This is a genomic window from Aliivibrio sp. 1S175 (genome assembly GCF_001690985.1).
Lineage (GTDB): Bacteria > Pseudomonadota > Gammaproteobacteria > Enterobacterales > Vibrionaceae > Aliivibrio.
This window is the reverse complement of record NZ_MAJS01000079.1, coordinates 292,872-319,211: the sequence shown is the minus strand read 5'-3', so window position 1 is coordinate 319,211 and position 26,340 is coordinate 292,872. Positions and strand designations below refer to the sequence as shown.

The window sequence follows — 26,340 nt, the reverse complement described above, 5'->3', positions numbered from 1 at the left end:
TTATTAAGTGTTGCATAACAAAGAAAGCGAAGACCATGGATCATCGCTTTCTTTAGCTGTAATAAAGCTTAGTTTACTTCACTCTGAAGTATCAGGTGTTATAAATTAATCTTTACCTACATGAAGAATCGCAAGGAAAGCTTCTTGAGGTAATTCAACATTACCAATCTGCTTCATACGTTTCTTACCTTCTTTTTGCTTCTTCAACAGTTTTTTCTTACGGCTAATATCGCCACCGTAACATTTTGCAATTACGTTTTTACGTAACTGTTTAACTGTTGAACGAGCTATAATATGCGCACCAATTGCAGCTTGAATCGCAATATCGAACATTTGACGAGGAATGAATTCTTTCATTTTCTCAACTAATAAACGACCACGACCTTGTGCATTATCATGGTGAGTAATGATAGCAAGCGCATCAACTCTTTCACCGTTAATTAATACATCAACACGAACCATGTTCGATAATTCATAACGTTGGAAGTTATAATCTAATGATGCATAACCGCGAGACGTTGACTTTAAGCGGTCAAAGAAATCTAGCACTACTTCAGACATTGGGATGTCATAAGTTAATGCCACTTGATTTCCATGATAAATCATATCAACTTGAGTACCACGTTTTTCAATACATAGGCTAATTACATTACCTAAATAATCCGCAGGCACTAAAATATTACAACGAGCAATTGGTTCACGAATTTCGTCTAAATCATTCACTGCTGGTAATTTTGCAGGGCTATCTACGTACAGTAAATCGCCATTATTCAACACAACTTCGTAAACTACCGTTGGTGCTGTTGTAATCAGATCAAGATCGTATTCACGCTCTAAACGCTCCTGAATGATTTCCATGTGTAGCATACCAAGGAAGCCACAACGGAAACCGAAACCAAGTGCTGAAGAACTTTCTGGTTCATAGAAAAGAGACGCATCATTTAAGCTTAATTTACCCAATGCATCACGGAAGTTTTCATAATCATCCGATGAAATAGGGAATAAACCAGCATATACCTGTGGTTTCACTTTTTGGAAACCAGGTAAGCGCTCTTCACAGCCGCCTTTAGCGTGAGTTAATGTATCACCCACTGGTGCGCCTAAAATATCTTTAATACCACAAACAACCCAGCCTACTTCACCGGTGTTTAATCCATCGGTATCAATTTGTTTTGGCGTAAAGATACCAATGCGATCAATATTCCATACTTGGCCTGTGCTCATGACTTTAATTTTGTCATTTTTCTTCAATGAGCCATGTTTAACTCGAACTAAAGAAACAACACCCAAGTAGTTATCAAACCATGAGTCAATGATCAACGCTTGAGTTGGACCTTCTGGATTACCTTCAGGCGCTGGAATTGATTTAACGATAGTTTCAAGAACTTCATCAACACCGACACCTGTTTTTGCAGAACAACGCGTTGCTTCCATCGCTTCAATACCAACGATGTCTTCAATTTCTTCTGCAACACGTTCAGGATCAGCCGCTGGTAAATCAATCTTATTCAAGATTGGAACCACTTCTAAATCCATTTCAAGAGCGGTATAACAGTTTGCTAGAGTTTGAGCTTCTACCCCCTGACCGGCATCAACCACTAATAATGCGCCTTCACAAGCCGCAAGTGAACGTGATACTTCGTATGAGAAATCAACGTGTCCAGGTGTATCGATAAAGTTTAGTTGATAAGTTTCACCATCGTTCGCCGTGTAGTTTAGAGTTACACTCTGGGCTTTAATAGTGATACCACGTTCACGTTCTAGATCCATTGAATCAAGAACTTGTGCTGCCATTTCACGGTCTGACAGGCCACCACAAATTTGGATAAGGCGGTCAGATAGTGTTGATTTACCGTGATCGATATGGGCAATAATAGAAAAATTACGAATATGCTTCATGAATGACGTGACAAACTCAATTAGTTAATGGGATTGGATCGTGAGATCAAGTAATGGGATTCTACCCAATTTCCTCGCAAGTCGCTATCTTATTCCTGCAGCATTTACCGAGAGAGTGTCAGAAACCGGTTCGCCAAGGACTCTAATTAGGCTAACTTGTTGTTCTGTATTCTGCTCAATACGATGAGAAAGGCGTTTTGCAATAAAATACCCACCCCATGATGAAAGTGCTGCCATACCAATAGTGGTCACTTCTCCGATGCCTATTAATGGAGAGAGTAGCCATTCCGACAATAATGCTCCAAACAATAGAAAAGCCAAAGGCACTAGATAAACGATGGTTGCCGATTGTAATAAATTTTTCTCAGGTAGCCCTATTTCAACCATTTGCCCAATCGTTAATTTTTTATCGGTATGAAAAGCCCAGTGATGCACTTTTCCAGGCAATACTTTAGAGACAATACCGGTACCACACGAATCTTTAGACGAGCAGTGGTTACAGCTGGTTTTTTGTTGACAGCCAACCACTACAATATCATCTTGAATATCAAGTACTGTTGCTAATGCAGTCATCATAAGTATTACTTATTCTCGTTTTTAGGTTCTGGCGTAGTAAAAATAACAGAATCTGCAATACGTTTTGCGGTTATTGCAGGAATATCACCAACCACACTGATTTCATAGTCGCCTTGAATATAACTATAAAGCGAACGTCTACCTTGGCGAATTGATTGTTCTTTATTACTCAGTTTATCAGCTTCAGATATATAGACGGAAAAATTAAATAATCCATCAGAATACATTTTACTCTCTACTGAACGTTGATTCATAGCTAAACGATAACGGTTAAAGTGAACGCTTTTAAAACCATTTGGAAGCCAATGAACGCGCCATGTTGATTCTTCATCTGTAGGGAGTGGTACTGATAATACTTTAGGTAATTCTGCATCACCTAAACGTTGATTCATATAATCTGATATTTGCTCGTTAACGGTGTAAGAAATAACTCTATATTGCTCAATGACTTCCCCCTCACGACTGACTAGATCTGTCCGTAACGGTAAATTACTGCGCTCATCAATCCATACAATATAAGAGTAACGATTTCCATCTTTGGGAACAATTCGCACAACTTGAGCAGGAGAACCCGCTTCTCTAGATCTCCCCATCGAAACAAAATCATAATATTCTTTTAGTACGACTACATTTTTATGTAATAGCGGAATAATGGGGGCAACAATAGTTTCTGATTTAATGGAAAAAGGTTTATTACCTTGTTCTAAATACGTTATTTCATCATTCCTACGGATGACTTCTCGCATTGAACCGCTTAAATAAACAAGGTGTGAGAGCGTCATTTTATCAACATGGGAATGACGATACATAAAAGGTTCTATGCTACTTTTTTTTACGAGAATGTAAGAAAGTTCATAATTTAGCTCGTGACTAGCCTCACCCATTTGATGTAACAAAGCCTCAGCAGAAGGGCTCTCTTCTGCTGAGGCTAATATTGGGAAGAAGCTGACCAAGGCAATAAAGCTGATCAGTATACGTTTCATTATTCTGCCAATAGTGTATTTTGCTCTAATAGATCACGATCAATTGAACCATCGTGTGCATTCAAACGAAGTTGTAGTTCATAATCTTGCAGCATCGCATTAATGCGTTTACGCTGCTCCATTACGTCTGCTTCTGTTGACGTATTCTTAACTAAAGAATCACGAGTTAGGCTTACCGGCTCAGCAGTTCCACTAAAGGGAACAGTATCTAAAACTTGTATGTCACCACTTGCTGGAATCACTCCATTATCGGCACCGTTATACTGCTGCACACCGACGATTACAACTAAAGAAAAACATGCAGCCATGGCGACTTGAGTGAACTGAGTCATCCAGCTTGGTAATGTTTTCTTTGCTTCACTTGGTGTTGGTTGTGAGGGCATAAACGTCGTCACAGTGTCATTCATTTGATGAACAGGTTCATCCTCAAGAGCAAGAGCTACATTCGCTGCAATATTCCATTCATTGCTAGCGGGGGCATCCCCTCTCATGACATCACCAATTAAATGGTAATTTTTCCAGGCTTCTGCATTTTCAGGTTGAGATAGTGATTCAATGAACGCATTGTCCATTTCTTCATTATCAATAAACGCAGAAATTTGTTCTTTATCAGTCATTGTCTTCACCGTTTGACCGTTGGAAAATAGTTAATGCTGCACTAGCGGTTGGATCTTTTTCTCAACAACTTCACGAGCTCGGAAGATACGAGAACGAACCGTACCAACTGGACACTCCATTACAGCAGCAATATCTTCATAACTTAAGCCTTCAATCTCTCGTAAGGTAATTGCTGTTTTTAAATCTTCTGGTAAACCATCGATGGTCGAAAATACGATTTGTCGTAATTCTTCCGTCAACGATAAATTCTCTGGATTAGTGATTTCTTTTAATGCACTGTCTCCGTCATAATATTCAGCATCTACGGCATCCACATCTGATGCTGGAGGTCTACGACCTTGAGCGACAAGGTAGTTCTTTGCTGTATTTACGGCTATACGATACAACCAAGTATAAAATGCACTATCACCACGAAACGTTGGTAATGCTCGATATGCTTTAATAAACGCTTCTTGTGCGACATCTGGCACATCACCACTATTTTTCACATAGCGAGAAATAAGGTTACATACTTTGTTTTGGTACTTAATCACTAAGTGATTAAATGCTTGCTTATCACCACGTTGAACACGCTCAATTAAAACTTGATCTGTTAACTGCTCACTCATTGGAGCTGGTACTCCCATGTTATTCTTCTTAGATGCGCATTAAGTTTACATTACGCAATAGCTAACACTGTTATTTAGCTATATCACAATTAACTTGAGCACTATGTATGAGTTTCTAATATTTAGAAAGTTCCTTTATTATTACATTTTTTTATCAATTTAATAGTTCCATGATTAACTTTAAGACTTCTATAAGGTTTTTTATGGCCTATTTTCTATTTTTTATTCTTGATATTTAAGATTCCACTTCAAAATATGACGCAATCTCATAGATTCTGGTAAAATACTCGGATAATCACAGGATAATGATGAATATATGAACATAACCAATGAACACAGTTGTGACGTTTTAGTCATAGGTAGTGGTGCTGCTGGTCTTTCACTTGCACTTAGAGTCGCACCACATGGAAAGGTGATCGTTTTAAGTAAGGGGCCTCGTAATGAAGGCTCAACCTATTACGCTCAAGGGGGCATCGCTGCCGTATTTGATGAAAGTGATACTGTTGAATCTCATGTTGACGATACCCTTATTGCAGGTGCCCATATCTGCGATAAAGACGTTGTTACCTTTATCGCAGAGAATGCTAAGCATTGCGTTCAATGGTTAATTGATGGCGGTGTTCCTTTTGATCACGATGATGAAAAAGAAACCGACGTTTCAGATCCAAAGTTTCATTTAACTCGCGAGGGTGGTCATAGCCATCGTCGTATTCTTCACGCGGCAGATGCCACAGGTAGAGCAGTGCAAAACTCATTACAAGATAACGTAGTGAACCATCCTAATATATCTATCTTTGAGCGACACAATGCACTTGATTTAATCACTGAAGATAAAGTCGGCGGCGAAGAAGACAAGGTAGTTGGTGCTTATATTTGGAACCGTGATGCGGAACACGTTGAAACCGTTCGCGCTAAGTTTGTGGTATTAGCAACGGGCGGCGCTTCTAAAGTTTACCAATATACCTCTAACCCTGATGTTTCTTCTGGTGATGGGATTGCAATGGCTTGGCGCGCAGGTTGTCGAGTCGCAAATTTAGAATTCAATCAGTTCCACCCGACCTGTTTATTCCACCCTGACGCTCGTAACTTCTTAATGTCTGAAGCGTTACGTGGTGAAGGCGCCTATTTACGTCGTCCTGATGGCACTCGCTTTATGCCTGATTTTGATGAACGTGGTGAATTAGCGCCTCGTGATGTTGTCGCTCGCGCTATCGACTTTGAAATGAAACGCTTAGGCGCTGATTGCATGTACTTAGATATCAGCCATAAACCTGAAGAATTCATTCATCACCATTTTCCTACCATTAATGAAAAACTGCTTTCATTTGGTATTGATATGACCAAAGAGCCAATCCCAATTGTCCCAGCAGCTCACTACACTTGTGGTGGTGTTATGGTCGATAAGCAAGGACAAACAGACATAGATGGTTTATTTGCGATAGGTGAAGTGAGCTACACAGGCCTTCATGGTGCGAACCGATTAGCATCGAACTCATTGCTAGAGTGCGTCGTTTACGCGTGGTCAGCAGCTGAGTGCATTATAAAAGACATGAAAAACAGAGAGCTTCCACCATCACTACCCGCATGGGATGAAAGCCAAGTTGAATGCTCAGATGAAGAAGTCGTAATTCAACATAATTGGCATGAATTGCGCCTATTTATGTGGGACTACATGGGTATTGTTCGCACCGATAAACGTCTAGAAAGAGCGCTTCGTCGTATTCAATTGCTAAAGCAAGAAACACACGATTATTACAGTAATTTCCGTGTATCTAATAACTTAATTGAATTACGTAATTTATTAGACGTCTCTGAATTGATGATTCGTTGTGCCATGGAACGTAAAGAAAGCTGTGGTCTTCATTACACGCTAGATTATCCAGAAGCTCTAGAAGAATCAGGCCCTACGATTTTAGCGCCAAAAGACTTTAAATAACGAGTTTTAATTAATCACTTTAAAAGCACCATTAATTGATGGTGCTTTTTTATATCTATCGTATCGTTAAACAGATAAAAGTAACGACCTGTATACTCATTTTGGGCATAAAAAACACTTAGGCTTCGACTTAACCAGAATGTTCGGGTTACAACCCAATCACGATGGTCATCAGACTCTTTATCTATAAATGTGTATGAACCTTGCAACTCTAAAAGGGAATGATAAACAAGAGTAAGGTGCAGGTAACTATAATGAAAGAGAAGAGGTAATAAAGGAAATGGAACAATATCAATTAATAACATCGCCCACCCAACGCAAAGATAACAACCATGCAAAGTAAGATAGGCGATATTAGAAAAGTTAAGTATGACCTTAACGGAGTTTACTGAGGTTATGCTCAACAATTTTATCTATAATTGCAGCGTGAGCGAGGTTGTCACTGCGGCCGTGTCCCATAATCCAAGTAAACAAATCAGGATCATCACATTCTAACAATGAAACAAAGCCTTGCTGTTCAGCTTCTGTAAGCTCTTCAAAACATTCATCAAAAAATGGCATTACTACCACATCTAATTCCAGCATCCCACGACGGCAAGCCCACTTGACTCGTGCTTTTTCTTCGACACTGTACATACTGTCCCCTAGATCAAAATAGAAATAACTGGCCTGAGTTTATCAGTCTCTTTCTATCACAACCATGATCTAAGGTCACAAGTTGAAGAAGATGAGACATAAAACTACTTGTTTCTTTTTACTGACATTTAAAATGTAGGCATTTACTATAAAGGAAATAATCTAACCAAATAAGAATTTCATGATGAGCACTCTATTCCCAGCGTTATCAATAAAAAAAGGCAACACTCTTCCATGCTTTGCGATTTCTGAACTGAATGATTGGGCATTAATTACTATGGTGGGTGCCGATAAAAAATCGTATCTACATGGTCAAGTAACCTGTGATGTGGTTGCTTTAGCTCAAAATGAAATTACCTTTGGTGGCCACTGCGATGCAAAAGGTAAGTTATGGAGCATATTCCACCTTTTCCACCACAATGAAGGTTATGCCTTATTCCAACGTAGAAGCTCAGTAGAAACCGAGCTTACTGAAATTAAGAAATATTCAGTATTCTCTAAAGTAGACATCGCTATTAGTGACGAAGTTTTACTTGGTTTTACAGGAGAAGAAGCTCAAGTCTGGATTGATAATAATACGGATTCACAAGAAGATGTTCGTACTTCTGTATTTGGAACCTTTGCAAAAATCGGTTCTTTACAATGGTTACTGGTTACAACAATAACTCAAAAAGAAGACATACTTGCTTCTGTTACTCAAGCTACCTTATGTAACGAAGACGTGTGGACACTTTATCAATTACAGCACGCTTTTCCTCAACTTGATTCAGCATTAAGCAATGAACATATCCCTCAAGCAATGAACTTACAGGCTCTGGGTGGCATCAGCTTTAAAAAAGGGTGTTATACCGGCCAAGAAACCGTTGCAAGAGCAAAGTATCGTGGCATCAACAAGCGAGCAATGTATTTAGTCTCTGGACACTCAGAGCAAACACCAATCGCTGGTGATCCGATTGAACGTAGTGTGGGTGATAACTGGCGTAAAGGTGGCGTTATCGTCTCTGCCTTCCGTTTTGCTGAAGGTGAGACTCTTGCCTTAGCTATTCTTCCAAATAATCTTGATGAAGATTCTCAATTTAGACTTAAAGATTCAATCTGGGAAAAACAACCTCTTCCTTACTCACTTGATGAAGAATAAACAAGTCTATAGACAATAAATCGTTCGCTAACATTAACAGTGTCGAGAGTAAGATTAATTTACATTCTTACATTTTGAATATTGATCTTTAGTGCACAATTAAATGTTAAAAACTGAATTGTTATTTATTTATTGTGAATAAGTAGCAATTTGGTAATTAATTAGCTATCTTATTTATGTTCTTTTCTTACAAAGGAACGCATAAATTGTTTAACTCCAAACAATTTATTCCAATATACCTATATATATTGGAAGTGCATCTGTGACTGTTTGCCCGAATTTATTTCGGGCTTTTTTTATCTATTCCTAATTCAACACTCAAACGTACTATTTAATATCGAATAAAGATCAAATTTAAGAATATAAAAACACAAGAAAATAATACCTTCGTCACTCAATTCCATTTTTGTCACACTATCGTCACCTTTTCTGCTTTATAATGCCTTCCAAAAGTAATACCCATAATGCGAATTAGAATTAATTTTTAGCACTATTGGTATAAATAAAATGCTTTTATAGTATTAATCACTAAAGGATAATGTGATGCGATTTTTTAAGCACTATGCCCCAGGTATGATTGCTAAACATATTAGTCGACTGTTTAACGGAAAGATTCATATTCATGGTATTGGAGAATTTAGATTTGAAGCGGGAAAACTAATTGTTCCCTCTCAAGCTGAACGCGAACAATATAGAATGATAAAAGAGGTTAACTTGGAAGTTGCTCGATTACGCCTTTCTTATTAGACCCATATGTAAAATCGATACGAATAAAAAAGGTAGCTTTCGCTACCTTTTTTTATGTTTGTTAATGCTTAAACATTACTTTTTCAACGCCATCTTTGGTAATCGTCCAGACAGACCTAATGCTCTTTTCAAACATTCATCTTTTACTGGCGTTAATTCATTAGCAAGAGACATCCCTAATCCCCTCACCATTTTCTTAATTGGGTTATCACCAGAAAACAATTCTTTAAAGCCCTGCATTGACGCTATCATTTGTGCTGCTTCTGATTTTCTCCAACGTTCAAAAGGTCTCAAGTTAGCCTTTAAGCCAATATCTTTACCCTCTAAATGCAATTCCATAATAATTTCAGCTAATGCTGCAGCATCAGCTAAACCTAAATTTACACCTTGTCCGGCTAATGGATGAATCGTATGAGCAGCATCACCAACCAATACCACACGATCTTTTACAAAATCTTTGGCATAACGCATTTTTAAAGGAAAAGCTTGGCGCTCACCTTCAACCTGACACAGCCCCAACTGATTATCAAAGGCGGCGGTTAATTGTTTATTAAACTCTTCCTCTGGCATTGAAACTAAATTTTCAGCATGAAGAGGATCTAATGACCATACTATCGAGCTTAAATTTGATTCACCAAGAGGAAGGAAGGCTAATGGACCTTCAGGTCTAAATATTTGACGTGCGGTTTTATTATGCGGCTCAACGGTTCTAATATTTGCCACAAGAGCACTATGCCCGTAATCCCAATGTGTTAATGGGATGTCCAGTTGCTGACGTAACCATGAATTCGCACCATCAGCACCAACGACTAATTTAGCAGTAATTGCTTTACCTGATTCTAAATTGATCCACGCTTCGCTTTCACCAAATAAAATTTTACTGCAACGCTCGGGGGCAAATAATGTCACATTATCTTGCTTCTCTATTTTTTCAAGCAATGACAATTGAATCACACGATTTTCAACAATATGTCCTAAATTACTCTGGGCAATTTGCTCTGCCTCAAAATCAATATGAGCGAAACTGTCTTGCTCCCATACTTTCATTGACGTATATGATGCAGATCGACGAGAAGCGATCCCTTGCCATGCGCCAACATACTCAAGAATATTTTCACTGGCTCGACTAATGGCAGAAACTCGAATATCAGGTAAATCGTCTAATTCAGTAGACGGCAATTTACTTTCGATCACAGCGACTCTTAATCCACTTTTTTCTAATGCTGCTGCCACCGTCAAACCGACCATGCCACCACCAATAATTGCAACATCTACACTTTGCATCATAATTATCTATTCACTCTACCCATTGCTCGTAATGTCAGGGGCTTTAAAAAAGAACGGAATGTATCTACACCATACAAACTTACGTTTCTACCAACAACCATTGGGAACGAATTATTTGCGAAAATAGAAACCAATCCTGCTGTCATTGTTATTGTTTGTATTTGATCTGGCTGACGTCGCTTTTGATATTCAGAAAGTACACAATATTCACCAATATCATTTCCTAAACGATGCGCTTTAGTTAAGCATTCCGCCAATGAAAATACATCTCGAATACCCAAATTGAAACCTTGGCCAGCAATAGGGTGAAGTGTCTGAGCTGCATTACCAATGGCAGCAAAACGATGTGATATGTGTTGTTTTTGGCGACGTAACCATAATGGATAATGCGCCCGCTTCCCTGTTTTAACGAACTGACCTAAGCGCCACCCAAAAGCACCCTGTAGGTGTTCTAAAAACGCTTTATCATCATATTTCAGTATTTGCTGTGATTCTTCAGGACTAACACACCAAACTAATGAGCTTCGTCCTTGTGACATAGGAAGCAAGGCCAATGGACCATTATCAGTAAAACGTTCAAATGCTTTACCTTCTGGGTTGATAGCCGTAGTGACATTAGCAATGATAGCGACTTGTTCAAAATCATCATTTTCGCTTTCAATATTCATGCTCTTACATGTCATTGATTCAGCACCATCTGCGGCAACAATAAGGGAGGTTGAAATCACATTACCATCCGATAGTGTTAACGTTGATAACGATGTTTCACGCTCAATATGCGTTACCGATACAGGACAAAGCAAATCTATGTTTTTAGATCCCTCTAGCGCCTGATGATAAAATCGCCCAACATCAGCCAGCTCAACCACATAACCTAACGCATTAACATTAAGCTCTTTTGAGGTTAATTCGGTTAAGCCTGCGTGGCCTCTATCTGACACATGAATATGATGGATCGGAGTGGTAAATGCGTCGAATTCTGACCAAAGGTTACTGTCTTTTAGTAACTGGGACGTGCCATTTGATAATGCAATACTCCTAGAGTCGTAGCCAGGATGAAGATCTAAATTGGGCTTTACCGCTTCAATTACCGCTATCGATAAATTGTCTTTATTCATACTCTCTAAAACCAGTGCCAAAGTCGCACCGGCCATTGCACCACCTACAATCACTACATCATAATGTGTCATAGTTTTACCTAATTAATGCACAGATTTAGAGGCGTCGTTATGTACTTTTTGGCCTAATTCAGCATGGATAGTAAGTACACAAATACGAGCATGTTCAATAACTTGTTCAAATAGATTTTCTTGCTCTTCAAGATCATCTTCCTCATCAATGCCTAGGCGAGCAATCTCTTCTAGATCTAATAAGGCTTCTTTTAATGATGCAGAGGCTTTATCTAGTTTTAGTTCAACCAACCCTAAACCAGAAATGAAATGGTTAACCCACTCACTTAACCCATCGGCTCTGTTCATTAGTGTTTCTGTTTCATCAGGGATCAGCATATCCAAAGCAAAATTATCAGTACTTAACTCTGCAACGGTGCATTGAAAAACAGCACTGCCCATTTTAAGTGCATTATCCGGCCATCCCATACCATCGTTCGTGTAATCAAACATAAGAGGTTTCCATGTTTTATCATCTAACGGAAGTCCACCGCTTATCATGCCCACAAGTAGACCATGTAATTCTGCTGGCGTTACGGCTAATCCACTGTCTTTTAAAGCTGACTCTACAGTCAAGAAGGTTGGCATCTTAATTACGCTCATGGGGTGGTCTCTGATTTTATGAATAGTGTCACCATGCTACCACTTTGAGCATAACCAGAAAACTCACGATCTCTCGCAATTGCGTATCTTTTCATCATATTGTTGTTTTATTAAGAATATAGTTAACCACCGTCAACAAAGATAAGGGAAATACTTGAATCTTATTCACGCATTTCTTATAGTTTCATTCACTTATCACTGATGCGTTTTTTTTATCGGTGTATTCTTATAGTTTAACGATGAGTAATGTATTGATGTCAAGCCAAGCCGTGCAAGTTCAAATCTTAGGACGAGCCATCAAGGTTAACTGTCCTTCTGGTCAAGAAGCTGCCTTAAAGGAAGCCGCAAAAGATTTAGATAATCGAGTAAATGAATTATCTGAACGAACTAAGGTAACCAATACAGAGCAATTATTAACAATTACATCGTTAAATATCTGCTATGAATTACATATGGCTAAAAAAGAAGCAAGTCAGCATTCTGCTGACGTTTATGAGCGAATGGGATTACTTGCCAGTGCATTAGAAGCGGCAATTTCTACCGTAAAGCCTAGCCAAATAGAAGAAAATACGGCAGAATAGAAACCGTCGCTAAGGATAGCAAAAGAATCAAATTTACCCTGGAGTGTTTGTAGGCGGATCTATGTCCCTGAGCCGATAAGCACAAATTAGGGTTAGTACTTATTTACTATTGAGCATGCTCGGCTTGTACTGAGAAGCCTACGGTAAATGTTGCTGATCCGCCTTGAACCGAGGGTTCAAGGGCTACGACCACTACGGCACTTTGGGGTATTCCATGACATCTCGTCGACCTATTCGACAATCAATCCGCCAAGCTCGCAATGCTTTATCTCCTCAAGAACAAAATCAAGCCGCTGAAGACCTTGTCTTACAATGCGCTAATGACCCTTATATTCAAAACGCAAAATCTATCGCGATTTATCTTTCTGTTGATGGTGAAATAAATACATCACTATTGATTAAATGGTGTTGGCAGCAAGGTAAATCTGTTTCTTTGCCTGTTATTCATCCTTTTAGTAAAGGGCATCTACTTTTTCTTCAATATAACCAAGATACCCCGCTTATTCTAAATAGATACCAGATCCCAGAGCCAAAATTAGATAAAACTCAAGTGGTTCCCGTTAATGATCTTGATATCATCATTACTCCTCTTGTCGCGTTTGATCAAACAGGTAACCGATTAGGCATGGGAGGTGGTTATTATGATCGCACTTTGGTTAATTGGCATCATTCTCAAACTGGCCCAATGCCTATTGGGATTGCGCATACCTGCCAACAAGTTGAATTACTTCCAAGCGAATCTTGGGACGTTCCCCTTCCTAAAATAATTACCCCTAATAGAATATGGCAATGGTAGCTTTTACTATTATCGACAAACACACAGAGCATTACATTCAATCCAACCCCCTAATTATCTGAAGAAAAGAGTTGAGAGGTTGATACTTTAAGAAGAACAAGTACATAAAAAACGAAAACGTTTGCATTAATTCTGTTTTTTCTCATTTATTCACTTATTTTTTCTGACGAAGAAAAGTCAGTACGTTATAATCACGCCGCTTTCATATTGAACACTATTATTTCATTAGGAGAATGTCATGACTCAAGACGAGATGAAAAAAGCAGCCGGTTGGGCAGCGTTAGAATACGTAAAACCAGGTAGCATTGTTGGTGTGGGTACAGGATCAACAGTAAATCATTTCATCGACGCACTTGCGACAATGAAAAAAGAAATTAAAGGTGCAGTATCAAGCTCTGTAGCATCTACTGAAAAGCTGAAAGAATTAGGCATTCCAGTCTTCGAGTGTAATGATGTTTTCAGCCTTGATGTTTATGTTGATGGCGCAGATGAAATCAACGGTAAAAATGAAATGATTAAAGGCGGCGGCGCAGCCCTTACTCGTGAAAAAATCGTTGCTGCTATCTCTGAAAAATTCATTTGTATTGTTGATAATACGAAACAAGTAGAAATATTAGGTCAATTTCCTCTGCCTGTTGAAGTCATTCCAATGGCTCGCTCTTACGTTGCTCGTGAATTAGTTAAGCTTGGTGGTGATCCTGCGTACCGTGAAGGCGTAGTTACCGATAATGGTAATATGATCTTAGACGTACATAATATGCAGATCACTAACGCTAAAGAATTAGAAGATAAAATCAATAGTCTTGCTGGCGTTGTCACTGTCGGTTTATTTGCTCACCGTGGCGCAGACGTACTGCTCGTTGGTTCTCCTGACGGTGTAAAAAAATTCGATTAATACAATAAATTTCCTTTCTTATCTCTTCAATTGAGAGATAAAAATGTCACTCGATTACAAACGGTACTCATTAGTACCGTTTTTTATTAACTATTCCGTAATTTTCTTACCCAAACTGGTTATTTTTTGATACTTTATAATCATCAATAAATAATCACTTCCCTAATCATTATTGATTTTGTTTTTAAGGATAAGAACGACATGGCAAAAGTATCTCTGGAAAAAGAAAAAATTAAAATTCTTCTTTTAGAAGGATTGCACCCATCTTGTGTTGAAGTATTTCAAGCTGACGGTTACACCAACATTGAATACCATAAAGGATCTCTATCAGAAGAAGAACTTCTTGAAGCAGTAAAAGATGTTCATTTTATCGGTTTACGATCACGAACTCAGCTTACTCAAGAAGTGTTTGATGCTGCTAATAAATTAGTTGCTGTGGGTTGTTTCTGTATTGGCACCAACCAAGTAAATTTAACTGCGGCGGCAAAGCGTGGTATCCCTGTATTTAATGCCCCATTCTCCAATACCCGTAGTGTAGCTGAGCTAGTATTAGGTCAAATCCTACTACTGCTTCGCGGTATTCCAGAAAAAAATGCACAAGCTCACCGTGGCATCTGGAAAAAAAGTGCTGATGCTTCTTTTGAAGCGAGGGGCAAACGTTTGGGTATCATAGGTTACGGACATATCGGCACACAATTAGGGATTTTAGCTGAAAACCTAGGCATGCGTGTTTACTACTATGATATTGAAAACAAATTATCATTAGGTAATGCCACTCAAATTCAAACCATGAGTGAACTATTAAACAAGTGTGATGTTATTACCCTTCATGTACCTGAAACCGCAGGAACAAAAGACATGATGGGCGCAGAAGAGTTCGCTAGAATGAAACCAGGGGCAATATTCATTAATGCCGCTCGTGGCACTGTCGTAAAAATCCAAGATTTATGTGATGCTCTTGAATCAGGCCATTTAGGTGGCGCTGCTATTGATGTGTTCCCTGTAGAGCCTGCGACCAATGCAGACCCATTTGAATCACCACTGCAAAAGTTTGACAATGTTATCCTAACACCTCATGTCGGTGGCTCAACTCAAGAAGCTCAAGAGAACATTGGTGTAGAGGTTGCTGGAAAATTAACGAAATACTCGGATAATGGCTCAACATTATCATCAGTTAACTTCCCTGAAGTATCTCTTCCATTGCATACAGATACGTCTCGTTTGCTGCATATTCATGAGAACCGTCCAGGTATTTTGACTAAAATTAACAGCATTTTTGCTGATGAAGGCATTAACATTGCCGCTCAATATCTACAAACCTCAGCAGAAATGGGCTATGTAGTTATTGATGTTGAAACTGCTCGCTCAGAGGAAGCTCTAATTCAACTTAAAGCGATTGAAGGAACAATACGAGCTCGTATTCTTCACTAAAAGTGGATTTAAAAAATACAATCCCAAAATAAAAAAGGGGTTACCTATCTGGTAACCCCTTTTTCGATTCTAAAAACAAAACAAGTTATTCTTTAAGACGATATACAACAGAAACTGAATCACTGATAACCATTTGAGTATCTTGGTAACTTTCTGAAGTATCCGATGCTGCATCCATTCTCATGCTTTTCATTAAAACAGGTTGGCTGTAATTATTATGGTAAGACACCTTCCAAACACCTTTAACCGCCGTACCAAAGCCTTTAGCTAGTGATGTAGCTTTATCATTCGCATCTTTAATTGCCTCTAAACGCGCAGCTTCAATGTATTCTTTTTCTTTACTGGTTTTTAGTTCTATTTGATTAATACGGTTAATCCCATCGCCTAACGCTTTATCTAAATAACCGTTCAATTTATTTAAATCTAGTACTGTTACTGTAATATTTCGTATCGCCTTATAGCCAACAAGCTCTGGTTTTTGGCCTTTCGGATAACGGTACTCTGGTGTTAGACGAATATTGCCACTGTTAATATTTTCACGCTTAACGCCTTGTACCTCTAAACGAGCAAGAAAACCAGTAACTGCTTTATCTGCTGCTTGTTTTGCTTTTTCTGCTGTCGCTTTGCTTTCAACAACATCAACAGAAAACTGAGCCATATCTGGAACGACAAGTACCTCACCCTTTCCCGATACTTCAATATGTGGAAAATCAGGTGACGATGCAAAAGCAACAGGAGCTAAACAAACCGATAGACATAAAGCACTAATTATTTTTTTCATTCTAACTTTCTCAAAGTAACATTATATGGATATGACTATAATAGCCGTAAATAATTCATTTTGTCTGTTCTTATATTAATCAAATTACTTCTTTATTACACAACAAATTACAGACATCAGCATTATGCAAAAATAGAGGTAAAAAAAATGCCACCCTAAGGCGGCATTTCAGATATTGATTTAAATAACAGTTAATCCGCTTTATTTAAATGCACATCCATTTGTGGAAATGGGATCTCAATACCTTCGTTATCCAGACCTTCTTTAATCGCTTGAAGCGTATCAAAGTAAACATCCCAGTATTGCTCAGTTTTACACCAAGGGCGCACAACAAAGTTTACAGATGAATCAGCAAGAGCAACAACACCAACCGTTGGTGCTGGAGTTTTAAGAACACGCTCATCTGACTCAAGTACCTTAGTGATCACTTCTTTTGTTTTCTTCAGATCAGCACTGTAAGAAACACCAATTACATGATCAACACGACGAGTCGCATGACGAGAGTAGTTTGTGATTGGGCTACCAATTACACCACCATTTGGTACAACAACCATTTTGTTGTCTGGCGTTGTTAAAATAGTTTGGAAAATTTGAATTGAATCAACAGAACCCGCAACACCACCAATCTCAACGTAATCGCCAGATTTGAATGGACGGAATGCAACGATCAACACACCAGCTGCAAAATTTGATAGAGAGCCTTGAAGAGCAAGACCTACCGCTAAACCAGCCGCACCAATAACAGCAACGACAGAAGCAGTTTGAACGCCTATTTTACCTAGCGCAGCAATTAAGATGATGATGAATAGAAGATAACGAACTAATGTGTGAACAAAGTTAACAACCGCTTTGTCCATTTTCTTTTTCTCAAGAGCTTTACCAACACCGTTTGCAATTTTCTTAACGATAATATTACCGATAAAAAGAATTGCTAATGCTGAAATAATATTTACACCATAAGTAATAAATAACTCTGAATTATCGGTTAGCCAATGTTCTAAATTTGCTACTCCACTTGTAGCTAAACCAGTTACAGCGCCTTGATCTGCCATTTGATTTGTCCTTTATAGTTATTCTCAGTATAAAATGAGATGGTTGCCATTATGTTGACGATTTATACCAATTCTAACACTATCAGCGTCAGCTTGATCTAAAATCCTTTTTAAAACCTATTCATTTGATTAATATTCTCTTCAATAAGAAAAGAAAAACAACCAGAATTACAATAGCCTACCCAGTTTTATCAAATTTAAATTGATTGTGATACATTTTACTTACATAAAACACACATTCAAGTCTGGCCACAATTATTTTTTCTGCTCTTCTCTTTTAAATACAAGTTCACTACCTGATGATTCAGCATCCACAAAGTAATAGCCATCAACCGTAAAGCTTTTCAACTCTTCTATGCTAGATATTCTATTTTCAATAATAAAACGGGCCATCAAACCTCTCGCCTTTTTGGCATAGAAGCTAATAATTTTGTATTGCCCATTTTTACAATCTTTGAAAACTGGTGTAATAATAGTAGCGGCAAGTTCTTTTGGTTTTACCGCTTTAAAATACTCATTTGAAGCCAAGTTAACCAAAATATTGTCACCTTGCTCGGTAATAACTTGGTTCAGCTTTTGTGTAATTGCGCTCCCCCAAAACTGATATAAATTTGTCCCACGCTTATTCGCTAGTTTTGTGCCCATTTCTAAACGGTAAGGTTGCATCAAATCCAATGGCTTTAAGAGGCCGTATAGCCCTGAAAGCATGCGTAAATGTGTTTGGGCGTATTCAATATCATTACTGGTTAAGCTATTAGCATCTAAGCCGGTGTAAACATCCCCTTTAAAAGCATAAAGAGCCTGACGTGCATTATCATGAGTAAACGTCGTTGACCACTCTTCAAAGCGTACCGCATTTAAACTTGCAATCTTATCACTGACTTTCATTAGTTTAGAAATATCGAGAGGTGTTAGAGTTTTACATACCTCAATTAATTCTGCGGAATCTGAAATAAAATCAGGCTGAGTAAACACCTCTGTTGGTAATGGTGTTTCGTAATCAAGAGTTTTCGCTGGAGAAACGACGATAAGCATGAGCAAGATATCCCTGTATATTTTTTATATACAAAGATAGTAACGATTAAGATAAAAAAAAGCCACGCTAGGTTGCGTGGCTTTATCTATTTCTTTAATGGGTGAAAGCAATGATCATTTTTGCTCTTTCGTATTATCCCAAATGCCTTCTTCAAGCTGAGAATGTAGCTCTGGGTAATCTTTACTATCAAACGTTGGTACTTTTCCCTCACTAAGCTGCTTATTGTAATCTTTCGCAAGCTTAATGACGGTCCCTGATAATAAAGTAATCGCAATTAAATTAACTATCGCCATTAATCCCATAGATACATCAGCAAGAGCCCATACAGTGGGTAGCGAAGATAACGCGCCAAACATTACCATTCCTAATACAACAATACGGAATATGCCAATACCCGCTTTATGGTTATGCTCTAAGAATATTAAGTTTGTCTCTGCATAAGAGTAATTTGCGATAATAGAAGTAAAAGCAAAAAAGAAAATAGCAACAGCAACAAAAATACCGCCCCAATCACCCACTTGGCTTGTTAGCGCAAGTTGAGTTAATTCAATTCCTGTCACTTCACCATGAGGCACGTACTCACCAGACATCAAGATGATCGCAACCGTAGCTGAACAAATCACAATAGTATCCATAAAGACACCTAGCATTTGTACATAACCTTGTGATGCAGGATGTGGTGGATATGGCGTCGCTGATGCAGCAGCATTAGGTGCAGATCCCATACCCGCTTCATTCGAAAACAAACCACGTTTAATACCATTAATCATCGCTTGTGCAATCGCATAACCTAAACCACCGGCGGCCGCCTCTTGAAGACCAAATGCACTCTTAAAGATCAGCGTAATCACACCTGGTAGTTTTTCAATATTGGTGACCATAATAAACATGGCAATTGCTAGATAAGCCAATGCCATCACCGGCACTATAATTTCAGCGGTACGAGCAATGGTCCTAAAACCACCAAAAATCACAATCGCTGAGATAATAACAATGGCAATACCGACATAAAGAGGCTCCCAACCAAATGCGGTTTGCATTGCACCCACAATCGAGTTGGCTTGAACGGCATTAAAAACCAAACCAAAAGCAATAATTAAAAAGACAGAGAATAATACGCCCATCCAGCGCATCCCTAGCCCTTTCTCCATATAATAAGCAGGGCCACCACGGTAGTTGCCTTCATCATCTTTGGTTTTGTATAACTGAGCTAACGTACTTTCTGCAAAAGAAGTCGCCATACCTAGCATTGCGATTAGCCACATCCAAAAAATAGCACCTGGCCCACCAGCAGTTAATGCAACGGCAACCCCTGCCATATTACCCGTACCAACACGAGCGGCAAGGCTAGTACATAACGCTTGAAATGATGATATTCCTGATGGATCTGATTTTCTGCTGTTCTTCAGTACCGAAAACATATGACCAAAATGGCGGAACTGAATAAACCCTAATCGAACAGTGAAATAGATACCAATGGCAACCAGTAGATATACCAGTACTGAACCCCACAGCAGGTCATTCAGTAAATTAATAAAACTTGTCACGTTTCCTTCTCCGTTACGCTAGTATGTCTTACATTTAATCGTATTAAATGTCCCTACTAACCCCATATTCATTTTCTGTTATTCGCTTTTAATGCTTGAGCTCTCTTTTTATTGCAACTCTATTCATTTATTTGCAGTAAATTTAAATATTTACTCATCTAATGGGATTAGAGAGCTGAATGATGCTCAGTATTTACTAAAAAATCAATAAAAAACAGAGACGCCTCAGTGGTGCTTTGTCTGCAAAGTTAGAATTTAAATTCATTTTTACAACAAAAATAAATCATAAACATATCTTAATCATTAATTATGAACGTCTAAAAACTAAGGTCATTCCTTTACCTGAACTATATTTAAGTCAGTTTAGTGACCGTCACCTCATAAAAAGTTCACCAAAAAGAAACAAATGCGAAACAGTTCAAGGTCATAATTGTTACTCTGTGATACTTAATATCATGCTAAATAAATACTTTACTCTTTGTAATAATTAACTAATTTATAAAAAAACGAGGTGCTTATGGATGGGTACACATTAAATGATTTATTGGCTACGAAAACATCAACAACAAAGAAGAAACAAACAAAGCGCCTATGGCGTGAAATAGAAGAACTTCAAGATCGTCGTCAACTGCTACAAGAATTAAAAGAGTTAGACCCTTTCTTTAAAGGGAGTATCGATTCCTCTATTTTTAAATAAGACTTAAAAATCAAGAAAACATAAAAAAGGAGAGCAACGGCTCTCCTTTTGTTTACTTAAAAATCAACTTATCGAACTTTTTCTGCTAGTTCTAAGAAACGCTTATCCGCTTTACTTCCGAAAACCGGATCCTCTTCTTCACACCAGTTTTTTTCCAACACCTTCCAGTCATCAAGTGTTAAATTTGCCTTTAGAAAAGGAAATATCTCCTTTTCTTCCAACTCAAGGTGTTTTTCAATCCTATGAGTAAACGCTTTTAACTTAGCCTTAAATATTTCTTTTGGAACAATGGCATCATTTAAAATCATCGTAATGGCGATAGAGAACTCTTCAGTTTCATCCGATAGTGTATCGTGCTCTTTCAATAGATTGGTTAAGCTTTCATGTTCACCATACCGATTAATATAATATTGATAAATCATATCTTCTTTTGGATGATGCACTTTTTCAGCTACCGATGATAAATAATCTACACTCTCACGAACTACATTATAATTAATGTTTTTTTCACCATCGAGTCGAACCAATTTATTATTTAATAACTGAATAATACTATTAATGTAACCGTGCTCTTTATAAATACTTTCTATAAGCATCCTGTCCTCCTTTACTATGCAGTGATTACCTTATTTCTATAAGTGTATATCACTGAAATTAGAACACAGGATGCAGTTCAAAGTTTGTACAGTTAACGCGGTGAAATTGGATTCCAATTGATCTCTGATAAGTTCTGCATTTTTAGACATTTATTGGTTTGAGAGAAATGGTTGCATCCAAAAAAACCACGATGGGCAGAAAGTGGCGAAGGATGAGGAGCCCTTAAAATATAATGTTTATTTTCATCTATATTTGCGCCTTTTTTTTGCGCATGAGCACCCCATAACAAGAAAACAACCCCATCATTATGTTCGTTAATATGCTGAATAATAGCATCAGTAAAAAACTCCCAGCCAAATTTAGCATGCGAATGAGCCTTTCCTTCTTCTACAGTCAACACCGTGTTTAATAACAGGACCCCTTGTTTCGCCCAACTTTCTAAATAACCATGGTCAGGGATGATAAAACCATCAATATCTTGCGCTAATTCTTTATACATATTACGTAAAGAAGGCGGAATTTTAATACCGGGTAATACCGAGAAAGAAAGACCATGAGCTTGTCCTGCACCATGGTATGGGTCTTGACCAAGAATAACGACTTTTACATCATGAAAAGCGGTTAAATCAAACGCATTAAAAACATCATCTTCTTGAGGGAAAATCGTTTTTCCTCTCTCTCTTTCGTTCTCTATTTTGCTCATCATCGATTGATAGTATGGCTTCTCTTTTTCAGCCGATATCACCAGTTCCCAAGTCATTGCCATTATTGCTTCTCGCTTAATGTTCTTAGTTGAGCTATTTCATCTTTCCAGATATCAGGGTTTATAGTTTCTAAGACTAAAGGAATATTATTAAATCGCTCATCTTGCATTATATATTCAAAACAACCCCAACCAATCGTACCTTCACCTAAAGACTGATGACGATCGACTCGGCTACCTAATTCAATTTTTGCATCATTAATGTGCATACCACGCAAATATTGAAAACCAACAATGCGCTCAAATTCAGCAAAGGTATGCTCGCACGCTTCTTTACTGCTTAAGTCATAACCTGCGGCAAAAGTATGACAAGTATCAAGACAAATTCCTACTCGTGCTTTGTCTTCCACTTGATCGATAATTTGCGCTAGATGTTCAAACTTCCAACCTAAATTTGTGCCTTGTCCTGCTGTATTCTCAATAACAGCAACCACATCAGGAACCGCTTGATGCGCTAAATTAATAGACTCTGCAATCAAAGCTAAACATTCATCTTCTGAAATTTTCTTTAAATGACTTCCAGGGTGGAAATTAAGTAACGTTAGACCAAGTTGATTACAACGTTCCATCTCATCAATAAATGCTGCACGAGATTTTTCTAATTTTTCAGCTTCTGGCGCGCCTAAATTAATTAAATAAGAATCATGAGGTAAAATTTGATCACTAGAAAAGCCAAAACGCTTACAGTTCGCTTTAAAATCAGAGATGATCTTATTTGTTAATGGCTTTGCTGCCCATTGACGTTGGTTTTTAGTAAATAGAGCAAAGGCATTTGCTCCTATTTGATAAGCTCGTTTAGGTGCTTGATCCACACCGCCGGCAGCTGACACATGTGCGCCAATATATTTCATCTCAGTACTTTCCTTTCAAAATGATCTTCACACTATTATTACGGTAAACGCTTTATTTGTCAGTAGTTCTCTAATTTACGTTCCTTAAAATCAGTAAAATAGAGAAATAAAAAACAGATCATTTTGTAGTAAGTTTACTACAAAACAACCTAATACCAACAAAGCAGTAATCCGATAATATCGTGCTACAGACTAGCTATATGGTGCTTTATTGATTTAGAACAATCTTTTTAAGATGAATTAATTATCACTTTTTGTTGTTTTTTGACTTATATCAATATACAAAGTAAGGGTATCATGTATATAATGTGACCCATAAGATATTTACAAAATAACCACAAAGTGGACTAGGAGAAAGTAAAATGATCACAGGTATCCAAATTACTAAAGCTGCAAATGACGATCTTCTTAACTCAATCTGGCTACTAGATAGCGAGAAAAATGAAGCGCGTTGTGTTGTTGCAACGTCAGGTTTTGAAGCTGACCAAGTAATTGCTGCAAACGAGCTAGGCGAATATGAAAGCCGTGACGTTGCAATTGAAAAAGCGCCAAAAATTGAAGGTGGCCAACACCTAAATGTTAACGTTTTACAACGTGATACTTTAGAAGATGCGGTTAAACACCCAGAGAATTACCCACAACTAACTATCCGTGTATCTGGTTATGCTGTGCGTTTTAACTCTCTAACGACAGAACAACAAAAAGACGTTATCGCGCGTACTTTCACTGAAACTCTATAATTTTAGAGTGAATTGAATTCAATAAAAACGGCACTCATTGCTCATGAGTGCCGTTTTTTTATGCGCCTAACTAAATAGTACATATAAAAAATCCCTGGCTTAAAATATTAAATCAGGGACTTATTTTTATCATTATTACTGAACTTTACGTAATACTGCTTTTAATTCATCAAAATCATTAGCAAGATCTTCAGATAATAGTTCCATTGCATTATGTTTTGCTAACGGCGCAGGAAGTTCAAGATCACAACCTAAAATGTCATCAACCACTTCTTTAAATTTAGCAGGATGGGCGGTACATAAGAAAAGCCCTGTTTCGCCTTCATTTAGCTGCTCTTCAAGAATACGATAAGCAATAGCACCGTGTGGTTCACACAAATAGCCTTCAGCATTCATCGCTTTTAAGGTTTCTGAACTTTGCTCATCAGTAACCGCACCTTTTCCAAGAGTCTCTAAACCCCAACCTAATCGCTGGCATAACTCTTCGATTCGTGGCCAGTTATTTGGCTGACTTACATCCATAGCATTTGAGATGGTTGGAATTGTCGTTTTAGGCTCCCACTTACCCGTTTCAAGGTAGCGCGGTACGGTGTCATTAACATTAGTTGCAGCGATAAAGCGTTTCACAGGTAAGCCAAGTGATTTAGCTAATAAACCTGCGGTTAAATTACCAAAGTTACCACTTGGTACTGAAATAACGACATCGCTACGTTTTTCTTTTGGCAGTTGAGATACGGCTTCAAAGTAATAACAGATTTGTGCCATTAGACGGCTGATATTAATTGAATTCGCTGAGTTCAATCCTACTTCTTTACGTAGCTCTGCATCATCAAAAGATTGCTTAACCAATGCCTGACAGTCATCAAAATCGCCATCGATAGCAACAGTGTGGATATTCTTACCCAAAGTACAAAAGAGCTTTTCTTGTAATGGGCTAATCTTGCCTTTTGGATAAAGAATTACGACTTTAATATTATCCATACCATAGAATGCATGAGCAACCGCGGCACCAGTATCACCAGAGGTTGCGGTTAGAATCGTAATCTGTTCATTACCCTCAGTTACCGCCGCCAAAGATTGCGCCATAAAACGGCCACCAAAATCTTTAAATGCCAAGGTTGGTCCATGGAATAATTCCAATGCATATACGCCATCTTTAACGGCATGAATAGGGGCTGGGAATTGAAATGCATTTTCAACCATACTTCTTACCGTATCAACAGGCAGCTCATCACCAATAAATGCGGATAAAATCTTAGTACTACGTGTAATAAAATCGTCAGCTAGAAGCGCATCAACATCATCAAACTTTGGTAATTCTGATGGGAAAAATAACCCTTGATTACGGCCTAACCCTTGGCGTACCGCTTGGCCAAAAGAGACCTGTTCATCATTTTCTTTTATGTTATACAGCTTCATAGTTTACTTCCTGTTACTTGTGAGCCTTGTTTATCTAAACGACAAACATGGACAAATCCTTCATCATTTTGAACATAATTTTCTTGCAACCAACGAGAGACTCTATTTGCTACGTCTTTATCTTTACAGATGCTAAATAGCGTTGGGCCCGAACCTGAAATACCGGTTGTTAGCGCACCAGCAGAAGCGGCGTATTCACGCGCTTGAGAAAAATTAGGTAACAAACGTTCTCGATAAGGTTCTGCCACTACGTCTTTGATCATTTTAGCCGCAAGTTCAGGTTGTTTTGAATAGCAAGCATGGATAAAGCCTGCAAGATTACGACCATGAGCGATAACATCTTGTCGACGATATTGAGACGGTAAAATTTCACGAGCTTCTGCCGTAGATACTTTAATTCCAGGGTATGCCATAACCCAGTACCACTCATCAAAACAAGGGACTTCTTGACTGATAATCCCGAGCTCTTCGACCATTAATTGCAAACCACCAAGATAACAAGGGGCGACATTATCATAGTGAATACCACCAGAGATCTGCCCTTCCATCTCACCCATCAAGGCTAACACTTCCATTTCGGTTAGTGGTTTATCATGAAATAAATTCAGGGCATCTAAAGCCGCAACAATAGAGCAAGCACTTGAACCTAAACCAGATCCAATTGGCATATTTTTCTCTAATACCATATGGATATTTTTTAGCTCAATACCCTTCTTTGCAAGTTCTCTTGCAAACACTCGCCAACAATCGTAAACGATATTGTCTTCTGGATCCTCTGGAAGCTTATCTACAAAGCGACCAGCCGTTGCTAAAGTGAACGCTTCTGAGCCTAATTCAACTAAAACACGATCACCCAATAATGTGCCATCAATCGGAGAAACTGCCGCACCTAATACATCAAAGCCAACACTTACATTACCAATTGATGCTGGAGCATAAACAACAATACTCATT

General features: G+C 38.2%; 27 protein-coding genes and 1 other RNA gene. 10 read left to right on the top strand and 18 right to left on the bottom strand.

What is annotated here, in order from left to right:
- Positions 1-105: 105 nt before the first annotated feature.
- The 5 genes from lepA to rpoE all read right to left on the bottom strand — a co-directional run bounded on the left by lepA (position 106) and on the right by rpoE (position 4,684).
- Positions 106-1,899: a translation elongation factor 4 gene (lepA, locus tag A6E06_RS16675; protein ID WP_065593992.1), complete on the bottom strand. Its 1,794-nt coding sequence runs from the start codon at positions 1,897-1,899 to the stop codon at positions 106-108.
- Between the two features lie 84 nt (positions 1,900-1,983).
- The gene (locus A6E06_RS16670) at positions 1,984-2,475 is read right to left on the bottom strand and encodes a SoxR reducing system RseC family protein (protein ID WP_065593993.1); all 492 of its coding nucleotides are present in this window, start codon (positions 2,473-2,475) and stop codon (positions 1,984-1,986) included.
- 5 nt (positions 2,476-2,480) lie between these two features.
- Complete coding sequence (rseB, locus tag A6E06_RS16665; protein ID WP_065593994.1) at positions 2,481-3,458, bottom strand: sigma-E factor regulatory protein RseB; 978 nt, start codon at positions 3,456-3,458, stop codon at positions 2,481-2,483.
- Positions 3,458-4,075, bottom strand: a complete 618-nt coding sequence (locus tag A6E06_RS16660; RefSeq protein WP_065593995.1) for an RseA family anti-sigma factor — start codon at positions 4,073-4,075, stop codon at positions 3,458-3,460. Before A6E06_RS16660 ends, rseB begins: the two co-directional genes overlap by 1 nt.
- 30 nt (positions 4,076-4,105) lie before the next feature.
- The gene (gene rpoE, locus A6E06_RS16655) at positions 4,106-4,684 is read right to left on the bottom strand and encodes an RNA polymerase sigma factor RpoE (protein WP_065594246.1); all 579 of its coding nucleotides are present in this window, start codon (positions 4,682-4,684) and stop codon (positions 4,106-4,108) included.
- A 316-nt stretch (positions 4,685-5,000) separates the two neighbouring features.
- On the opposite strand from rpoE, the gene nadB reads away from it, so the two are divergent.
- Positions 5,001-6,620, top strand: coding sequence for an L-aspartate oxidase (nadB, locus tag A6E06_RS16650; protein ID WP_065593996.1), 1,620 nt, complete (start codon positions 5,001-5,003; stop codon positions 6,618-6,620).
- A gap of 375 nt (positions 6,621-6,995) precedes the next feature.
- Here nadB and A6E06_RS16640 read toward each other — a convergent pair whose 3' ends face one another.
- Entirely contained in the window at positions 6,996-7,256 is a 261-nt protein-coding gene (locus A6E06_RS16640) for a succinate dehydrogenase assembly factor 2 (protein WP_065593997.1), read from the bottom strand.
- A 181-nt stretch (positions 7,257-7,437) separates the two neighbouring features.
- On the opposite strand from A6E06_RS16640, the gene ygfZ reads away from it, so the two are divergent.
- Together ygfZ and A6E06_RS16630 are read left to right on the top strand one after the other, a co-directional pair.
- A complete protein-coding gene (gene ygfZ / locus A6E06_RS16635; protein ID WP_065593998.1) occupies positions 7,438-8,394 on the top strand; it encodes a tRNA-modifying protein YgfZ in 957 nt (318 codons plus the stop codon).
- Between the two features lie 543 nt (positions 8,395-8,937).
- Entirely contained in the window at positions 8,938-9,141 is a 204-nt protein-coding gene (locus A6E06_RS16630; RefSeq protein ID WP_065593999.1) for a DUF1107 domain-containing protein, read from the top strand.
- 75 nt (positions 9,142-9,216) lie between these two features.
- Here the strand turns inward: A6E06_RS16630 and A6E06_RS16625 are convergent, their stop codons facing one another.
- From A6E06_RS16625 to A6E06_RS16615, 3 genes are read right to left on the bottom strand one after another with little or no spacing between them, the layout of a single operon-like run.
- Positions 9,217-10,428, bottom strand: a complete 1,212-nt coding sequence (locus A6E06_RS16625; protein WP_065594000.1) for an FAD-dependent 2-octaprenylphenol hydroxylase — start codon at positions 10,426-10,428, stop codon at positions 9,217-9,219.
- A gap of 2 nt (positions 10,429-10,430) precedes the next feature.
- Positions 10,431-11,618: a 2-octaprenyl-6-methoxyphenyl hydroxylase gene (gene ubiH, locus A6E06_RS16620; RefSeq protein ID WP_065594001.1), complete on the bottom strand. Its 1,188-nt coding sequence runs from the start codon at positions 11,616-11,618 to the stop codon at positions 10,431-10,433.
- Between the two features lie 12 nt (positions 11,619-11,630).
- Positions 11,631-12,200 carry a YecA family protein gene (locus A6E06_RS16615; RefSeq protein ID WP_065594002.1) on the bottom strand — a complete coding sequence of 190 codons (570 nt, stop codon included), beginning with the start codon at positions 12,198-12,200 and terminating at the stop codon, positions 11,631-11,633.
- Between the two features lie 254 nt (positions 12,201-12,454).
- Between A6E06_RS16615 and zapA the strand changes: the two genes are divergently transcribed.
- From zapA to serA, 5 genes are all read left to right on the top strand, one after another.
- Positions 12,455-12,781, top strand: coding sequence for a cell division protein ZapA (zapA, locus tag A6E06_RS16610; RefSeq protein ID WP_065594248.1), 327 nt, complete (start codon positions 12,455-12,457; stop codon positions 12,779-12,781).
- 32 nt (positions 12,782-12,813) lie between these two features.
- Positions 12,814-12,994: non-coding RNA, 6S RNA (ssrS, locus tag A6E06_RS16605), on the top strand.
- A 1-nt stretch (position 12,995) separates the two neighbouring features.
- Positions 12,996-13,577 carry a 5-formyltetrahydrofolate cyclo-ligase gene (locus tag A6E06_RS16600; RefSeq protein WP_065594003.1) on the top strand — a complete coding sequence of 194 codons (582 nt, stop codon included), beginning with the start codon at positions 12,996-12,998 and terminating at the stop codon, positions 13,575-13,577.
- A 238-nt stretch (positions 13,578-13,815) separates the two neighbouring features.
- A complete protein-coding gene (gene rpiA, locus A6E06_RS16595; protein WP_065594004.1) occupies positions 13,816-14,472 on the top strand; it encodes a ribose-5-phosphate isomerase RpiA in 657 nt (218 codons plus the stop codon).
- A gap of 201 nt (positions 14,473-14,673) precedes the next feature.
- Entirely contained in the window at positions 14,674-15,903 is a 1,230-nt protein-coding gene (gene serA / locus A6E06_RS16590) for a phosphoglycerate dehydrogenase (RefSeq protein ID WP_065594005.1), read from the top strand.
- Between the two features lie 85 nt (positions 15,904-15,988).
- On the opposite strand, the gene A6E06_RS16585 is transcribed toward serA, so the two are convergent.
- The 4 genes from A6E06_RS16585 to A6E06_RS16570 all read right to left on the bottom strand — a co-directional run bounded on the left by A6E06_RS16585 (position 15,989) and on the right by A6E06_RS16570 (position 20,319).
- Positions 15,989-16,684: an oxidative stress defense protein gene (locus tag A6E06_RS16585; RefSeq protein WP_065594006.1), complete on the bottom strand. Its 696-nt coding sequence runs from the start codon at positions 16,682-16,684 to the stop codon at positions 15,989-15,991.
- Positions 16,685-16,875: 191 nt separating this feature from the next.
- On the bottom strand, positions 16,876-17,736 hold the full coding sequence (gene mscS, locus A6E06_RS16580; RefSeq protein WP_065594007.1) for a small-conductance mechanosensitive channel MscS: 861 nt from the start codon (positions 17,734-17,736) through the stop codon (positions 16,876-16,878).
- A gap of 255 nt (positions 17,737-17,991) precedes the next feature.
- On the bottom strand, positions 17,992-18,771 hold the full coding sequence (gene yaaA / locus A6E06_RS16575; RefSeq protein ID WP_065594008.1) for a peroxide stress protein YaaA: 780 nt from the start codon (positions 18,769-18,771) through the stop codon (positions 17,992-17,994).
- Between the two features lie 114 nt (positions 18,772-18,885).
- The gene (locus A6E06_RS16570; protein ID WP_065594009.1) at positions 18,886-20,319 is read right to left on the bottom strand and encodes a sodium:alanine symporter family protein; all 1,434 of its coding nucleotides are present in this window, start codon (positions 20,317-20,319) and stop codon (positions 18,886-18,888) included.
- Positions 20,320-20,836: 517 nt separating this feature from the next.
- On the opposite strand from A6E06_RS16570, the gene A6E06_RS16565 reads away from it, so the two are divergent.
- Complete coding sequence (locus A6E06_RS16565; protein ID WP_065594010.1) at positions 20,837-21,016, top strand: DUF3545 family protein; 180 nt, start codon at positions 20,837-20,839, stop codon at positions 21,014-21,016.
- 68 nt (positions 21,017-21,084) lie between these two features.
- Here A6E06_RS16565 and A6E06_RS16560 read toward each other — a convergent pair whose 3' ends face one another.
- The 3 genes from A6E06_RS16560 to nfo all read right to left on the bottom strand — a co-directional run bounded on the left by A6E06_RS16560 (position 21,085) and on the right by nfo (position 23,227).
- Positions 21,085-21,612 (bottom strand): hemerythrin domain-containing protein, encoded by a 528-nt coding sequence (locus A6E06_RS16560; RefSeq protein WP_065594011.1) that lies wholly within the window; start codon positions 21,610-21,612, stop codon positions 21,085-21,087.
- A 92-nt stretch (positions 21,613-21,704) separates the two neighbouring features.
- Complete coding sequence (ung, locus tag A6E06_RS16555; protein WP_065594012.1) at positions 21,705-22,379, bottom strand: uracil-DNA glycosylase; 675 nt, start codon at positions 22,377-22,379, stop codon at positions 21,705-21,707.
- Positions 22,379-23,227 carry a deoxyribonuclease IV gene (gene nfo, locus A6E06_RS16550; protein ID WP_065594013.1) on the bottom strand — a complete coding sequence of 283 codons (849 nt, stop codon included), beginning with the start codon at positions 23,225-23,227 and terminating at the stop codon, positions 22,379-22,381. Before nfo ends, ung begins: the two co-directional genes overlap by 1 nt.
- 362 nt (positions 23,228-23,589) lie before the next feature.
- Between nfo and grcA the strand changes: the two genes are divergently transcribed.
- Positions 23,590-23,967 carry an autonomous glycyl radical cofactor GrcA gene (grcA, locus tag A6E06_RS16545; protein ID WP_060991789.1) on the top strand — a complete coding sequence of 126 codons (378 nt, stop codon included), beginning with the start codon at positions 23,590-23,592 and terminating at the stop codon, positions 23,965-23,967.
- Positions 23,968-24,102: 135 nt separating this feature from the next.
- Here grcA and thrC read toward each other — a convergent pair whose 3' ends face one another.
- Both thrC and thrB read right to left on the bottom strand, forming a co-directional pair.
- Positions 24,103-25,386 carry a threonine synthase gene (gene thrC / locus A6E06_RS16540; RefSeq protein ID WP_065594014.1) on the bottom strand — a complete coding sequence of 428 codons (1,284 nt, stop codon included), beginning with the start codon at positions 25,384-25,386 and terminating at the stop codon, positions 24,103-24,105.
- Positions 25,383-26,339 (bottom strand): homoserine kinase, encoded by a 957-nt coding sequence (gene thrB, locus A6E06_RS16535; protein WP_065594015.1) that lies wholly within the window; start codon positions 26,337-26,339, stop codon positions 25,383-25,385. Before thrB ends, thrC begins: the two co-directional genes overlap by 4 nt.
- Position 26,340: the final 1 nt, after the last annotated feature.